Source organism: Tardiphaga sp. (assembly GCF_041424195.1).
Classification (GTDB): domain Bacteria; phylum Pseudomonadota; class Alphaproteobacteria; order Rhizobiales; family Xanthobacteraceae; genus Tardiphaga.
This window is the reverse complement of record NZ_JBGMOE010000161.1, coordinates 45,539-60,457: the sequence shown is the minus strand read 5'-3', so window position 1 is coordinate 60,457 and position 14,919 is coordinate 45,539. Positions and strand designations below refer to the sequence as shown.

At 63.2% G+C, this 14,919-nt stretch carries 15 protein-coding genes; 7 read left to right on the top strand and 8 right to left on the bottom strand.

The genetic code is table 11. The features are described from left to right. Window positions 1-12: 12 nt before the first annotated feature. The 5 genes from pyrF to dnaK all read right to left on the bottom strand — a co-directional run bounded on the left by pyrF (window position 13) and on the right by dnaK (window position 5,291). Complete coding sequence (pyrF, locus tag ACEK02_RS20690) at window positions 13-729, bottom strand: orotidine-5'-phosphate decarboxylase (RefSeq protein ID WP_371423437.1); 717 nt, start codon at window positions 727-729, stop codon at window positions 13-15. 6 nt (window positions 730-735) lie between these two features. Beyond that, window positions 736-1,314 (bottom strand): NADPH-dependent FMN reductase, encoded by a 579-nt coding sequence (locus ACEK02_RS20685; RefSeq protein WP_093757831.1) that lies wholly within the window; start codon window positions 1,312-1,314, stop codon window positions 736-738. A 45-nt stretch (window positions 1,315-1,359) separates the two neighbouring features. After that, complete coding sequence (locus ACEK02_RS20680; RefSeq protein ID WP_371423436.1) at window positions 1,360-1,962, bottom strand: class I SAM-dependent methyltransferase; 603 nt, start codon at window positions 1,960-1,962, stop codon at window positions 1,360-1,362. Between the two features lie 92 nt (window positions 1,963-2,054). Next, window positions 2,055-3,197: a molecular chaperone DnaJ gene (gene dnaJ, locus ACEK02_RS20675; protein ID WP_371423435.1), complete on the bottom strand. Its 1,143-nt coding sequence runs from the start codon at window positions 3,195-3,197 to the stop codon at window positions 2,055-2,057. A 195-nt stretch (window positions 3,198-3,392) separates the two neighbouring features. Beyond that, the gene (gene dnaK / locus ACEK02_RS20670; RefSeq protein ID WP_371423434.1) at window positions 3,393-5,291 is read right to left on the bottom strand and encodes a molecular chaperone DnaK; all 1,899 of its coding nucleotides are present in this window, start codon (window positions 5,289-5,291) and stop codon (window positions 3,393-3,395) included. Between the two features lie 412 nt (window positions 5,292-5,703). Between dnaK and ACEK02_RS20665 the strand changes: the two genes are divergently transcribed. Both ACEK02_RS20665 and pncA read left to right on the top strand, forming a co-directional pair. Beyond that, complete coding sequence (locus tag ACEK02_RS20665) at window positions 5,704-6,618, top strand: hypothetical protein (protein ID WP_371423609.1); 915 nt, start codon at window positions 5,704-5,706, stop codon at window positions 6,616-6,618. 86 nt (window positions 6,619-6,704) lie between these two features. Beyond that, a complete protein-coding gene (pncA, locus tag ACEK02_RS20660; protein ID WP_371423433.1) occupies window positions 6,705-7,421 on the top strand; it encodes a bifunctional nicotinamidase/pyrazinamidase in 717 nt (238 codons plus the stop codon). Between the two features lie 95 nt (window positions 7,422-7,516). Here pncA and grpE read toward each other — a convergent pair whose 3' ends face one another. Both grpE and hrcA read right to left on the bottom strand, forming a co-directional pair. Continuing rightward, window positions 7,517-8,113, bottom strand: coding sequence for a nucleotide exchange factor GrpE (gene grpE, locus ACEK02_RS20655; RefSeq protein ID WP_371423432.1), 597 nt, complete (start codon window positions 8,111-8,113; stop codon window positions 7,517-7,519). Between the two features lie 105 nt (window positions 8,114-8,218). After that, window positions 8,219-9,307 (bottom strand): heat-inducible transcriptional repressor HrcA, encoded by a 1,089-nt coding sequence (gene hrcA, locus ACEK02_RS20650; RefSeq protein WP_371423431.1) that lies wholly within the window; start codon window positions 9,305-9,307, stop codon window positions 8,219-8,221. 153 nt (window positions 9,308-9,460) lie between these two features. Between hrcA and rph the strand changes: the two genes are divergently transcribed. The 3 genes from rph (at window position 9,461) to hemW (ending at window position 12,089) form a co-directional block, all read left to right on the top strand. Further along, window positions 9,461-10,183: a ribonuclease PH gene (gene rph / locus ACEK02_RS20645; protein WP_371423430.1), complete on the top strand. Its 723-nt coding sequence runs from the start codon at window positions 9,461-9,463 to the stop codon at window positions 10,181-10,183. A 114-nt stretch (window positions 10,184-10,297) separates the two neighbouring features. Beyond that, window positions 10,298-10,939 carry an RdgB/HAM1 family non-canonical purine NTP pyrophosphatase gene (rdgB, locus tag ACEK02_RS20640; protein ID WP_371423429.1) on the top strand — a complete coding sequence of 214 codons (642 nt, stop codon included), beginning with the start codon at window positions 10,298-10,300 and terminating at the stop codon, window positions 10,937-10,939. Beyond that, window positions 10,926-12,089, top strand: a complete 1,164-nt coding sequence (hemW, locus tag ACEK02_RS20635) for a radical SAM family heme chaperone HemW (protein WP_371423428.1) — start codon at window positions 10,926-10,928, stop codon at window positions 12,087-12,089. The genes rdgB and hemW overlap by 14 nt, the downstream gene beginning before the upstream one ends. Before the next feature lie 3 nt (window positions 12,090-12,092). Here the strand turns inward: hemW and ACEK02_RS20630 are convergent, their stop codons facing one another. Next, window positions 12,093-13,319, bottom strand: coding sequence for a penicillin-binding protein activator (locus ACEK02_RS20630; RefSeq protein ID WP_371423427.1), 1,227 nt, complete (start codon window positions 13,317-13,319; stop codon window positions 12,093-12,095). 225 nt (window positions 13,320-13,544) lie between these two features. Between ACEK02_RS20630 and rsmI the strand changes: the two genes are divergently transcribed. Together rsmI and ACEK02_RS20620 are read left to right on the top strand one after the other, a co-directional pair. After that, window positions 13,545-14,501, top strand: coding sequence for a 16S rRNA (cytidine(1402)-2'-O)-methyltransferase (gene rsmI, locus ACEK02_RS20625; RefSeq protein WP_371423426.1), 957 nt, complete (start codon window positions 13,545-13,547; stop codon window positions 14,499-14,501). Continuing rightward, on the top strand, window positions 14,488-14,901 hold the full coding sequence (locus tag ACEK02_RS20620; protein WP_371423425.1) for a YraN family protein: 414 nt from the start codon (window positions 14,488-14,490) through the stop codon (window positions 14,899-14,901). The genes rsmI and ACEK02_RS20620 overlap by 14 nt, the downstream gene beginning before the upstream one ends. Window positions 14,902-14,919 lie beyond the last annotated feature (18 nt).

Here is a 14,919-nt window from a genome sequence, read left to right as displayed (position 1 = left end):
CTCGTCTCGCTCTTACTTGTTCGCCAGCGCCTGTGTGATCTCGGCGATGATCGCCTCGGCCGCAGCCTTGGGATCGGCAGCCTCCATCACCGGACGGCCGACCACCAGATAGTCCGAACCTTCCACAATCGCACGCGCGGGTGTCATGACCCGCTTCTGATCGCCGGCATCGCTGCCCGCGGGGCGCACGCCAGGAGTCACCAGACACATCTCGGGCTTGATGTGCTTGCGCAGGTTCGCGGCCTCTTCCGGCGAGCAAACGAGACCATCGATACCGAGCGCCTGCGCCTGCTGCGCCCGCGCGGCGACGAGATCGCTGACACCGAGCTGATAACCCGCGGCTTTCAGATCCTCGTTGTCGTAAGAGGTCAACACTGTCACCGCGAGGATCTTCAGGCCTGAGCCCTTGCTTGCATTGGCCGCCGCCTGCATGGTCTGCGGATAGGCATGCACGGTGAGGAAGGTCGCGCCGAGTTTCGCGACGCTCTCGACGCCGCGCGCAACGGTGTTGCCGATGTCATGCATCTTCAGGTCCGCGAATACTTTTTTGCCGGCATCGGCGAGCTTGCGCACCAGCGGCAAGCCGCCGGCATAGCCGAGCTGATAGCCGATCTTGTAGAAAGTCACGCTGTCGCCGAGCCGCGCAATCATCGCTTCGGCAGCGTCAACATCCGGCAAATCGAGCGCGACGATCAGGCGGTCGCGGGGATCAATGGTCTGCAACGTCATCTCGTCTCACTTCATCTGCTGCGCGACATCGATAAGCTGGCGCACCATCGCCGTCATCGCATCCTTGTCGGCGGCGTGTTTCAGCCGGTCCATATCGTCATAGGCCTCACCGGCGAAAGCCAGCGTGAGCTGGTTCGGGATCACCATCGCGCGACACGCCGACAGCACCAGCCGCAAGGCCTGCAAACAGCGCGCACCGCCAAGCCGCCCATTCGAAGCCGCCGCAATCGCAAACGGCCGCTCGCGAAACACCTGGCCCTTGCTCTCATGCGTGTCTTCCACGCGCGAGATCCAGTCGATCGTGTTCTTCACCAGCGGCGGCAGCGACGCGTTGTATTCAGGCGTCACAATCAGCACACCATGATGCGCCGATATCATGCGCTTGAGATCGAGCGCATGTTTCGGCACGCCCGAGTTGCTCTCGAGGTCGCCGTCATAGATCGGCAGCGGAAAGTCGCCGAGTGAGATCCTGGTGGCATCGACATCGGCGCGGACCAGCGCATCGATGGCGACGGCCGCCAGTTTCGCATTCAGCGACCCCGTGCGCAGCGAGCCGGGAATAACGAGGATCTTGATCGCAGCCATAATTCCGATCGTCGGGGCGAAGCCGCCGCGCGATCGCGGCCGGCACTAGCCTTTGCGATACACCCAGACGCGGGCCGGCGGAAGGTTCATCCAGATCCGCTCCGAGGCCTCTGTGGACACGCCAGGCAGCGATTTGGGGATCGGCGGCGCCACCGAATAGGTGAATTGCACGAAGGGCGCGTTCGGCTTCATCGCCGTGAACGCATCGCGGATCAGTTTGAGGCGCGTCAGCATCGGCTTGGTGACCAGTGGCAGGCCGGAGACGACGGCGGAAGCGGGTTCTTTCAGGACGTCCCACAGCGTGTCGCGCAATGTGTAGGCGTCGCCCTGAACAATCGTCGCCTGCGGATAACGCTCGCGCAGCAGCGCGCAGAAGGTGGGATTGAATTCGACGAGCACCAGACGCTTCTGGTCCACCCCATGCGCCACGAGCGCAGAGGTGATCGCGCCGGTGCCGGGTCCAAGTTCGATGACCGGACCGGTCGCGTCGTTATCGACATATTGCGCCATGGTGCGGGCAAGAGCTTTACCCGACGGCATCACGGCGCCCATGTGCAGAGGTTTGTCGATCCATGAACGGAGGAAGCGGACCTCGTCGTCGAGACGGAGCGGCTTCTTCAACGTACGCGCGGACGAGTGCAGAGGCATGTCGCTTCCAGGCAGACCGCGGAACGTGCGGAACGTCAGAATTTCGTCATAAAGAGGTATAGGCAACAATAGAAACGGTCAAGCTTCCAACGTCAGGAGCCCGCCCGCGTTCCGAAGAAGTCCTTGACCTTAGTGAAGAAACCCGCTGCTTCAGGTTGCGTTGCACCCGAAGACAGTTTTTCGAATTCGGCCAGCAGCTCCTGCTGCTTTTTCGTCAGGTTCTGCGGCGTTTCCACGACGACCTGGACATACATGTCGCCAGTCTGGCGCGAGCGCAGCACCGGCATGCCCTTTGACGTGACGCGGAAACGGCGACCGGACTGGGTGCCCGAAGGAACCTTGACCTTGTTGCGACCGCCGTCGATGGTCGGCACCTCGAATTCGCCGCCCAGCGCAGCGGTCACCATCGAGATCGGCACGCGGCAATGCAGGTCGGCGCCATCGCGCTGGAAGAAGTCGTGCGACGCGAGCGACAGGAAAATGTAGAGATCGCCGGACGGTCCGCCCCGCGTTCCGGCTTCACCTTCGTTGGCGAGGCGAATGCGGGTGCCGTCCTCGACGCCTGCCGGAATATTGACCGAGAGCGTGCGCTCGCGTTCGACGCGGCCGGCGCCGGAGCAGCTCGGGCACGGATCCTCGATCATCTGACCACGGCCCTGGCAGCTCGGGCAGGTACGCTCCAACGTAAAGAAGCCCTGGGCCTGGCGGACGCGCCCGGCGCCGCCGCAGGTTGAACAGGCCTTCGGCTTGGTGCCGGTCTTGGCGCCGGTACCGGAGCAGGCTTCGCAGGTCACAGCGACCGGAATCTCAATCTGTGCGGTCTTGCCGGAGTAAGCCTCCTCCAGCGTGATTTCCATGTTGTAGCGGAGATCTGCCCCGCGCTCGCGACCGCCGCTGCGGCCGCCGCTGCGCTGCCCGGCCATGCCGAACAGGTCTTCGAAAATATCGGAGAAGGATGAGGCGAAGCCGGAGCCGAAGCCCGGACCGCCCCCACCACCGTGGCCCTGCTCGAAGGCGGCATGGCCATAACGATCATAGGCCGCGCGCTTGTCGCCGTCCTTGAGAACGTCGTAGGCCTCGGCAATTTCCTTGAACTTGATTTCGGCAGACGCATCCCCCGGATTCTTGTCGGGATGCCACTTCATCGCAAGCTTGCGAAACGACGTCTTCAGAGCCGCATCATTGGCGGTGCGCTCGACTTCCAGCGTGTCGTAGTAACATTGCTTGGTGGACATCAGTCAATCCGCTCGAAATTGGTCCTCATCCCGAGGAGCATCCCAGAAGAACGCATCGATAAAGATGCAACTCCCGCACTAACAAAACTTGGCTAACAAGCATCGCCTAACAAGGCGGTCTAACAAAAAATGGCCCTCATCCTTCGAGATGCGCACCGCGCTGCTCAGGATGAGGGCCATTGTTCTGCTCGCCTATCAGGCCGACTTCTTCGGCTTGTCGTCGTCGACTTCCGTGAATTCGGCGTCGACCACGTCATCCTTTTCAGCATCGCGCTTGGCGTCAGCCTCAGCCTGCTGGGTGTACATCGCTTCGCCGAGCTTCATGGAAGCCTGCGCCAGCGTGTTGGTCTTGGCCTTGATGGCCTCGGCATCGTCACCCTTCAGCGCTTCCTTGAGGTCGCTCATGGCATCCTCGATGGCGCGGCGCTCGGACTCACCAACCTTGTCGCCATGCTCGCTCAGAGCCTTCTCGGTCGAATGCACCAGTGCATCGCCGTGGTTCTTGGCGTCGACGGCTTCACGACGCTTCTTGTCTTCGGCCGCGTTGGCTTCGGCGTCCTTCACCATCTTCTGGATGTCGGACTCGGACAGACCGCCGGATGCCTGGATCCGGATCTGCTGTTCCTTGTTGGTCGCCTTGTCCTTCGCGGACACGTTGACGATGCCGTTGGCGTCGATGTCGAAGGTCACCTCGACCTGCGGCATGCCGCGCGGAGCCGGCGGAATACCCATCAGATCGAACTGGCCGAGCGGCTTGTTGTCGGCCGCCATTTCGCGCTCACCCTGGAAGACCCGGATGGTGACGGCGTTCTGGTTGTCCTCGGCGGTCGAGAACACCTGGCTCTTCTTGGTCGGGATCGTGGTGTTGCGCTCGATGATGCGGGTGAACACGCCACCCAGCGTCTCGATGCCCAGCGACAGCGGGGTCACGTCGAGCAGCAGCACGTCCTTGACGTCGCCCTGCAGCACGCCGGCCTGGATCGCCGCGCCGATGGCAACGACTTCGTCCGGGTTGACGCCCTTGTGCGGCTCCTTGCCGAAGAACTGCTTCACCACTTCCTGGATCTTCGGCATGCGGGTCATGCCGCCGACCAGCACCACTTCGCTGATTTCACCGGCGGAGAGGCCGGCGTCCTTCAGCGCCTTGCGGCACGGCTCGATGGTCTTCTCGACCAGGTCGTTGACCAGCGCCTCGAACTTGGCGCGCGTCAGCTTCATGGTCAGATGCTTCGGACCGGTCTGGTCCGCCGTGATGAACGGCAGGTTGATTTCGGTCTGGGTGGTCGACGACAGCTCGATCTTCGCCTTCTCAGCCGCCTCTTTCAGGCGCTGCAGGGCGAGCTTGTCGTTGCGCAGGTTGATGCCCTGCTCCTTCTGGAATTCGTCGGCCAGATAGCCGACGAGCCGCATGTCGAAGTCTTCACCGCCGAGGAAGGTGTCGCCGTTGGTGGACTTCACTTCGAACACGCCGTCGCCGATCTCGAGGATCGAGACGTCGAAGGTGCCGCCGCCGAGGTCGTACACCGCGATGGTGCCGGACTTCGACTTGTCGAGGCCGTAAGCGAGCGCAGCAGCGGTCGGCTCGTTGATGATGCGCAGCACTTCGAGGCCGGCAATCTTGCCGGCATCCTTGGTGGCCTGACGCTGGGCGTCGTTGAAGTAGGCGGGCACGGTGATGACGGCTTGCTCGACCTTCTGGCCGAGATGAGCCTCCGCGGTCTCCTTCATCTTCTGCAGCGTGAAGGCGGAGATCTGCGAGGGCGAATAGGTTTTGCCATCGACTTCGACCCAGGCATCGCCATTGCCAGCCTTGGCAATCTTGTAGGGGACGAGCTTCTTGTCCTTCTCGACGGTCGGATCGTCATAACGGCGGCCGATCAGGCGCTTCACCGCGAAAATGGTGCGCTCGGGATTGGTAACGGCCTGGCGCTTGGCCGGCTGACCGACGAGGCGCTCGCCATCATCGGTAAAAGCCACGATGGACGGCGTGGTCCGCATGCCTTCTGCGTTCTCGATGACCTTCGGCGTTTTGCCGTCCATAACGGCGACGCAGGAATTCGTCGTACCGAGGTCGATACCGATGACCTTTCCCATGCTCTCATATCCTTTTTCTGCGGCAGGTTGGCTGGGCCCTGACGGCACCCCGCTCCCAACCCCCAAACATCAACTATTCGCGATATTGCGACGGTAGGCCTCATATAGGAGGGGGGGTGGTGGCCGCAAGGCATCTGGCACACTCCGGACCCATGAAAACACGACCAGCGCGCGAAATTAATATTTGGTGAAACAGTCCCTTGGCAGTTGTTTCGCCAAGACGCGGCGGATGGGCGCGGCCCCCGCCGGGAACGGATTTATGGCTTGATCTGTTGGCGGAACGGGGCAACCGTGAAAGCCCCTTCCGGCCGGCGCGCGGCGACCAAGGCCGGAGCCCGGCACCATCGAACAGCCTCAATGCAAACCCAGTAGATTTTTCATGACACATGCTGCGCCCCTGTTCGCTCTGACCATGCTGACCGCCATTTCGGCCGCCTTCAGTCCCGCTTTTGCGGCCGACCCGATCTTCCCGCCGGGCGTCCGCGTGGGTCTGGCCCCGCTGGTCGGCCTCGCCCCGGCAAAGACTTTTGTCGGCTTCGAGACCTCCGATCAGGGCGTCAAAGTGCTCGTGACCGAATTGCCGGCCGCCGCCTTCAACGAGGTCGAGACGGCGTTCAAGGCCAATCCGGCAGGCATGGTCGCGAAGCCGGAAAGCATCGAGACCACGGCCGGAAAGGCCTTCTACACAATCGAAAATGCCAAGGACGCCACCGGCAATGTCAGGCGTTATTCGATGATCGTCGGCGGCGGCGGAACTTTCTCGGGCTATGTGGCCGTGCAGGTCCCGGAAAACGCCCAGAAGATCTATACCGACGACGCGGTGCGCCAGATGCTCGCATCCGCCGTGGTGCGCAAGGAAGTACCACTGGCAGAACAGCTCGGCCTGATGCCGTTCAAGATCTCGGAAATGAGCGACTTCAAGACCGTCCGCACGCTCGCACCCGGCGCGGCCCTTTTGCTGGCCGACTCGACTGACGAGAACAGCATCGAGACAAATCCTTTCATGGTGATCGGCAGCCTGGCCTCGGCGCCGGAAAAGCCCGACGACCGCGGCCGGTTTGCCCAGCAGGCCGCAGGCGCGATTCCGGGTTTGCGCGAGGGCCGCATCACCATGTCGGAGCCGCAGCGCATCGACGGCATGGCCGGCTGGGAGACCCGCATCGATGCCGTCAGCGGCAAGAACAACACGCCGGTCAGCGTGGTGCAGTGGCTGCGCTTTGGCGGCGGCAAGGTTACGATGCGCATCATTGCCAGCGCACCGCGCGACGATTGGGCCAAGGCGTTTCCGCGCTTCCGTGCTGTGCGCGACGGTATCGAGCCGCGCTGAAGACTGGAGCGGGCCGGGCTCACGGCCTGCTTTACGACTTCCCTGTGACCTGATTTGCTGGGTCATCCGCTATGGGGAGTTTCGCGATGCTCAACAGACGTCAAATTCTCGGAGGGCTTGGAGCCGTAGCCATGACCAGCCTAGCTCCCAAAACACTATCCGCCGCCGGCAAGGTCAGCCTCGATCGTACATCCGTGTTGCTGGTGATCGACGTGCAGAACTGCTTCCTGCCGGGCGGTAGTTTGGCTGTGAAAGACGGCGATAAGGTCGTGCCGGTTATCAACGGCATCGCCAGGAAATTTGCCGACGTGGTGATGACGCAGGACTGGCACACACCGGGCCATATCTCATTCGCGTCCAGCCACAGCGGCAAGAAGCCGTTCGAAACCCTTGAGGTGAAATACGGCAAGCAGGTGCTGTGGCCGGATCACTGCGTGCAGGGCACGGAGGGGGCCGCCCTCTCGAAGGATCTCGCGATCCCGCATACCGAGCTGATCCTGCGCAAGGGCTTCAACAAGGACGTCGACAGCTATTCGGCCTTCACCGAGGCCGACGGCAAGACCACCACCGGTCTCGCCGCCTATCTGAAAGCCCGCAAATTACAGCGCGTGTTCATCGCCGGCCTCGCCACCGACTTCTGTGTCGCGTGGTCCGCCCTCGATGCGCGAAAAGCGGGTTTCGATGTCTATGTGATCGAGGATGCCTGCCGCGGGATCGACACGCAGGGCTCGCTGGCCAAGGCCTGGGCCGACATGAACAAGGCCGGCGTGAAGCGGATTCAGTCGGGCGACCTGGCCGCTTGATCTTGCGGGGTGGGCAAAGCAAAGCGTGCCCACCAAGCTACATTGACTGTGAGAATGGTGGGCACGGCGCAAGTGCGCCTTTGCCCATCCTGCGCTTACTCCGAAACCGGCGCCGTCTTGGCGCCGCCCTTCGACACGCCGACCAGCGCCGGGCGCAGCACGCGCTCGCCGATCGTGTAGCCGGCCTGCACGACCTGAACGACGGTGCCCGCGGGCACCGAGGCATCGGGCACTTCGTACATCGCCTGCTGGAAGTTCGGATCGAACTTCTCACCTGACGGATCGAACTTCTTCACGCCGTTCTTTTCCAGCGTATTGAGCAGCGAGCGCTCGGTAAGCTCCACGCCTTCGAGCAAGGCCTTCAGACCCGGATCCGCTGCAGCCTTGGTATCGGCAGGCACCGCATCGAGGGCTCGCTGCAGGCTGTCGGCGATATCGAGCACTTCACGTGCGAAATTAGCGATCGCATAAGTGCGGCCGTCGGCGATTTCCTTCTGCGTCCGCTTGCGCAGGTTTTCCATCTCCGCCAGCGTGCGCAGCATCTTGTCCCGCGCGTCCGCGGCTTCCTTGGTCAGGGCCTCGACCGAATTCGGTTCCGGATCGTCCGGCATGATGTAGGGCTTGGAGACCACCGGATCGGCGGCCGCTGCCGTCTTGTCCTGATTGTCGTTCTGCCCATTGGAATCAGTCATCACGCTGCCTTCTCAAAAACACGCCAAAATGGTGGGATTGCTGAGCGGGATATCGGGGTTTGAGCGCCGAAAATCAAGCGCAACCGGCCGGAATTGGCCGATCCGTTAGCCGCCGAGCATGCGACTGACGATACGGGCGGCGTAATCCACCATCGGAATCACCCGCGCGTAGTTCAAACGTGTCGGTCCGATGACACCGAGAACACCGACGATATGGCCCGCGCCGTCGCTATAGGGGGCAATGATCGTCGACGAGCCCGACAGCGAGAACAGCTTGTTTTCCGAGCCAATGAAGATGCGCACGCCTTCGGCATTTTCCGCCCGGCCGAGAAGATCAATCACCTCGCGCTTGGCTTCGAGGTCGTCGAACAGGAGGCGAACGCGCTCAAGATCCTCCAGCGCATGAAGGTCCTCCAGCAGATTGGCCTGACCGCGCACGATCAGCTGCCGATCGTCCTTGTCGCCGCCCGACCAGCTGGCAATACCGGCGGCGATCACCTTCTGGGTCAGTTGATCGAGCTCAATCTGGTTCTGGGTCAGCGCGGTTTCCAGCTCCAACCGGGCCTCGGCCAGCGTCCGGCCGCGAATCCGGGCATTGAGGAAATTCGAGGCCTCGTTCAGCGCCGATGACGGCACGCCGGGCGGCAGGGTCAGCACGCGGTTTTCGACCTGGCCATCCTCGGCCACCAGCACGACCAGGGCCTTTTCGGGTTCCAGACGAACGAATTCGATGTGTTTCAGCCGCACATTGGACTTGGCGGTCAAAACTACCGCCGCGGCGCGGGTCAGGCCGGACAGCTGCGTCAGCGCCTCGCCAAGCGCCGCTTCCACGGTCTGCGAGCGACCGACCGAGGACAGCTGCTGCTGGATCGACTGCCGCTCTGGTTCGGTCAGATCACCGACCTGCATCAAGGCATCGACGAAAAACCGCAGTCCGAGTTCAGTCGGCAGCCGCCCGGCAGAGGTATGCGGGGCGTAAATGAGGCCAAGCTGCTCCAGGTCCGACATGACGTTGCGGACCGAAGCCGGCGACAGCGGAACCGTGATCAGGCGTGAAATATTGCGCGAACCGACAGGTTCGCCGGTGGCGAGATAGCTTTCGACGATCTGCCGAAAGATCTCGCGCGACCGCTCGTTGAGCTGGGCGAGCCCGGCATGCGGCGAAATCAGGCCGATCGGATCGTGGTGGGCCACAGGCAACTCCTTGAGAACCTAATCTGTCGCTCCGGCGGGCCGGATACAAGCACCATTGCTATTGTGGAACCTGCCCTGCCCTTGCCGCTGCGCTCCGTCGCCCCTAAAAGCACCGCGAACAGGCTTTCTCTGGACATTTGGAAGGATTTTCTCATGCGGCCAAGCCGTCGTGCGCCCGATGAACTGCGCGCCGTGTCGCTGGAACGCGGCGTGGTCAAATATGCCGAGGGCTCCTGCATGGTGAAATTCGGCGACACCCACGTGCTGGTCACCGCAACGCTGGAAGAGCGCCTGCCGCCATGGCTCAAGGGCCAGGGCCGCGGCTGGGTCACCGCCGAATACGGCATGCTGCCCCGCGCCACGCTCGAACGTACCCGCCGCGAAGCCGCATCCGGCAAGCAGGGCGGCCGCACCGTCGAGATCCAGCGCCTGATCGGCCGCTCGCTCCGCGCTGCCGTCGACCTCGAAGCGCTCGGCGAACGCCAGATCACCATCGATTGCGACGTGATCCAGGCCGATGGCGGTACCCGCACGGCCTCGATTACCGGCGCCTGGGTCGCGCTGGCCGATTGCATTGGCTGGATGAAGAACCGCAACATGTTCAAGAACGGTGGCGGCAACGTGCTGCGCGACAATATCGCGGCCATTTCCTGCGGCATCTATCAGGGCACCCCGGTGCTCGATCTCGATTATGCCGAAGATTCCGAAGCCGACACCGACGCCAATTTCGTGATGACCGGCGACGGCCGCATTATCGAGGTGCAGGGCACCGCCGAGAAGACGCCGTTCACGCAGGATGAGTTCCTGAAACTGATGGCACTGGCGCAGACGGGCGTCGGCCGTCTGGTCGAATTGCAGAAGATGGCGATCGCTTAAAACGAAGCCGTCATGCCCGATGCCGGGCATCCACGCCTGAGCCGCGAGCAAAAACGTGGATGGCCGGGACAAGCCCGGCCATGACGGAGTTCTATTACCGGACTATACTTCATCATGACTCAACATCGTCGAATCACTGGGAAGCTCGTCATCGCCACCCACAATCCCGGCAAGCTTGCCGAGATGCGCGATCTTCTGGCCCCCTACGGCATCGAAGCGGTGTCGGCCGGCGAGCTCGGCCTCGCGGAGCCCGACGAGACCGGCGACACCTTCAAAGCCAATGCCGCCATCAAGGCCATCGCTGCGGCCAATGTCGCGCAACTGCCGGCCTTCGCGGATGATTCCGGCCTCGTCGTCGATGCACTCGACGGCGCGCCCGGCATCCTCTCGGCGCGCTGGGCCGGCGAATCCAAGGACTTCATCGGCGCGATGACGCGCATCGAGCGCCTGCTGCAGGAGCGCGGCGCGACGACGCCTGACAAGCGCGCCGCGCATTTCGTCTCGGCGCTCTGCGTGGCGTGGCCCGACGGTCATCTCGAGGAAGTCGAAGCGCATGCGCATGGCACGCTGGTCTGGCCGCCGCGCGGCACCGCCGGCTTCGGCTACGATCCAACATTCCTGCCCGATGGTCACACCCGCACCTATGGCGAAATGACCGCGGTCGAGAAGCACGGGTTGCCGCCACTCGGTGAAGGCCTGTCGCATCGCGCCAGGGCCTTCGTGAAACTCGCGGAGATCTGCCTTGAACCCCGCTGACGCACAGCAGGACGCGTTCGGCGTCTATGTGCACTGGCCCTTCTGTCTGTCGAAGTGTCCGTATTGCGACTTCAACAGCCATGTCCGTCATCACGCGATCGATGAAGTGCGTTTCGCGCGCGCATTCGCACGCGAGATCGAAACCACAGCAGCCCGCACGCCGGGGCGCACGGTGACATCGATCTTTCTCGGTGGCGGGACGCCGTCGCTGATGCAGCCGCAAACCGTCGGCGCAATTCTGGATTCGATCGGAAAATACTGGAACGTCGCCTCCGACGTCGAAGTCTCCCTCGAAGCCAACCCGACCTCCGTCGAAGCGACGCGCTTTCGCGGCTATCGCGAGGCCGGCGTCAACCGCGTGTCGCTCGGCGTCCAGGCGCTCGACGATGCGTCGCTGAAGTCGCTCGGACGCTTGCATACGGCGCGTGAAGCGCTCGATGCCGTCGCCATCGCGCGCAGCGCATTCGAACGGTACTCATTCGATCTGATCTATGCGCGCCCCGATCAGACGCCGCAGATGTGGACCGATGAACTCAAGCTCGCGATCTCGGAAGCCGCCGAACATCTGTCCCTGTATCAGCTGACCATCGAGGAAGGCACGCCGTTCTTCGGATTGCACGCCGCCGGCAAACTGAGGACACCCGACGAAGGCCTCGCACGCACGCTTTATGATGTGACGCAGGAGGTCTGCGCGCAGCAGGGCCTGCCGTTCTACGAGATTTCAAATCACGCCCGCCCCGGCGCGGAGTGCAAACACAACCTCGTCTATTGGCGCGGCCAGGAATATGCCGGCATCGGTCCCGGCGCCCACGGCCGTCTCGACATCGACGGTGTCCGCCATGCCATCGCCACCGAGAAGCGTCCGGAAGCCTGGGTGATGCGCGTGGAAGACAACGGCCACGGCGTAACATCGGATGAATTGCTCAACAGCGAAGAACGCGCCGACGAATATCTGCTGATGGGCCTGCGCCTCGCTGAGGGCATCGATCCTGCGCGCTATCAGATGCTGTCCGGCCGTGCGCTGGATGAGAAGCGTATCCAGATCCTGCGCGAGGAAGGCGCCATCGTCGTCGAACAGAACGGACGCCTGCGGGTGACGCAGGAGGGATTCCCCGTGCTCGACGCTGTTGTCGCAGATCTGGCGGCGTAAAACCTACGCGCCGAAGCTCTTCGGCGATCCGGCCACCGCCTGACCGCCACCCGATGCGACTTTCATCACGGCGAGGCCGCGATCGTTGCCGCCATCGCTGCGGAACCGGAACAGGCCATCGATGCCGGCAAAGCCGGATGGATTGGTGAGCGTTTCAGGCGCGAAGCGCTGTCCGCCCTGGGTGCGTGCCAAAGCGGCGACCAGCGCCACCGCATCGTAAGCAAGCGTCGCAGTACGAACGGGATCGCTGCCATATTTCGCGCGATAACGGCCGGCGAAGGCACGGAACCCTGCAGGATCCGGCGCGGCATAGAGCCCACCCTGCAACGCCGCGCTGTTGAAGACGCGCGGATTGTCCCACAGGCCTGTACCGAGCAATTGCACATTGCGCAGATTGGCGCCCGCCGCGGTCAGGGCATCGGCTGTCGCGACGACCGCATCGCCATCGTCGGCAATAAACAGCGCATCTGCGCCGGTGAGGGACGCTGCGATGTTGCGCGCTGCGCTGGAGCGATCCGCGCCATAGCGCTCGAAGGCGACGACGCGGCCACCCTTGCGCGCGACGGCCTGTTTGAACGCGACCTCGACGACATTGCCATAGGCATTCTCGGGCAGCATCGCCGCAAAGGAGCGTTTGCCCGTGCCCGCGGCGTAATCGACGATGCGATTGACGTCCGACTCAGGCAGGAAGCTGAGCAAATAAACACCACGACCGGCGACGCTGGAATCGGTTGAGAACGCGATCACCGGCACATTGCGCGCGCGCGTCAGCTGCGCGGTGGCCGGTACCGAGAGCGCGAAGAGCGGCCCGAGAATGATTTCGGAGCCTTCGTCGAGCGCCTGCTGGGCCGCCTGCTGCGCGCCCTGCGCGCTGCCATTGTCGTCCTTGATCAGCAGTTGAATGCTGGGATTCTGGAATTCGGCGAGCGCCATTTCGGCGGCGTTCTTCATCGACTGTGCGGCGACACCGGCATTGCCCGAAGCCGACAGCGGCAGGATCAGCCCGACTTTCGTGCCCCCGGTGCCGATGGCTTGCGACTGCTGCGCCGCTCCAGCGGGCGGACCTGACGGTGCAGCCGGGCCGGTGCCAAACGCATTGGTCAGCGTCGATTGCACACCCGCGCATGCTCCGAGCAGCGGCGCACCCAGCAGCAGGCCGACAGCGGCCCGCCGTGTCGCGCCGGAAGTCGCGCCCTTGGTCCCGGATTTGGGGTCGAACGGATCCGCCATCACTTCTCTTCTTTCGGCCGCATCACATCGGCCCGCCTCATCACCCACCATATAGTGTGAGGCGCGGATTCAGACATATTGTCGGCAATAAGTTAACCAAAACAAAAGCTTTATGCTCGGCCTTACCCGGTCACCGCGGGCAGATTAGCACGACGGGAATGAACCACAGCCAAACGTCGAAAAACGGCTGTCCCCCTTTGGCGCAATTCGCTCTACATTGTCGCCATGCGCGCAACACCCTTATCCTCATCGCCTGCGGACGCCGCGGCGCCATCGGCCCGGACCTTCACGGTCTCAGGCCACCTGCTCATGGCACCAAAAGCTGTTCCGGGGCTGCATCTTGTGGCCACGCCGATCGGCAATCTCGGTGACATCACCCTGCGCGCGCTGGAGACCCTGGCCGGGGTCGACATCATCGCCTGTGAAGACACCCGCATCACCCGCCGGCTCACCGAGCGCTACGGGATTTCCGGCACGCTCAAGCAATATCACGAGCACAATGCCGAACAGGCGCGGCCGAAGATCCTCGAGAAGCTGGCACAAGGCGCGTCCATCGCGCTGGTGTCGGATGCCGGCACGCCGCTGATTTCCGATCCCGGCTTCAAGCTTGTGCGCGAAGTGACCGCCGCCGGCTTCAGTGTCATTTCATTGCCGGGCCCGTCCTCGGTACTGGCCGCGCTGGCCGTCTCGGCGCTGCCGACCGATCGCTTTTTCTTCGAGGGCTTTTTGCCATCGCGGCAGATGGCGCGCCGGTCGCGACTGACGGAGCTTGCCGCCATCGACGCCACGCTGGTGATGTTCGACTCTGGCAACCGCGTGCAGGACACGCTGGCCGATCTCGCCGACATCATGGGCAACCGCGACGCCGCGATCTGCCGGGAACTCACCAAGATGCACGAAGAGGTCAATCGCGGAGCGATTGCCGATCTGGCCAAGGAAGCCGATGGGCTTGAGACCCGCGGCGAATTCGTACTGGTCATCGGGCCGCCGGCTGCCGATGCGCAGGCGATGACCGAAGACGATCTTGATGCCCTGCTGCGCAGCTCGTTGCAGCGCGACAGCGTCAAGGATGCCGTCTCTCATGCCGTTGAGCTGTCCGGGCGGCCGCGCCGCGCCGTCTATGCCCGCGCGCTGGAACTGGCCAAGGAGATTCACAAGGACTCCGGCGATGGCGAAGACTGACAAAGTCTCTGCCCCGACGCCCGCTGCCAAGCTGGCCGCGCCGGAACGCGTCGCCGCGTTCAATACCGGCCTCTCCGCCGAAAGCCGCGCCGCAGCTTTGTTGCTGGCCAAGGGCTATCGGATCCTGGCCCGCCGCTTTCGCACCCCTCATGGCGAGATCGATATCGTCGCCAGGAAGCGCAGCCTGGTCGCCTTTATCGAGGTAAAGGCCCGCGCCAGCCTGGACGAAGCCGCCTATGCCGTGACGCCGCGCCAGCAGGCCCGAATCATGGATGCCGCCCAGGCCTGGCTGATGACGCATCCCGAACATGCGGAATTCGATCTGCGTTTCGACGTCGTACTGATTGCGCCGAGACATTTGCCACGCCATCTGTTAGCGGCGTTCGACGCCAGTACCTGAGTTTTCGCCTTCCTGATC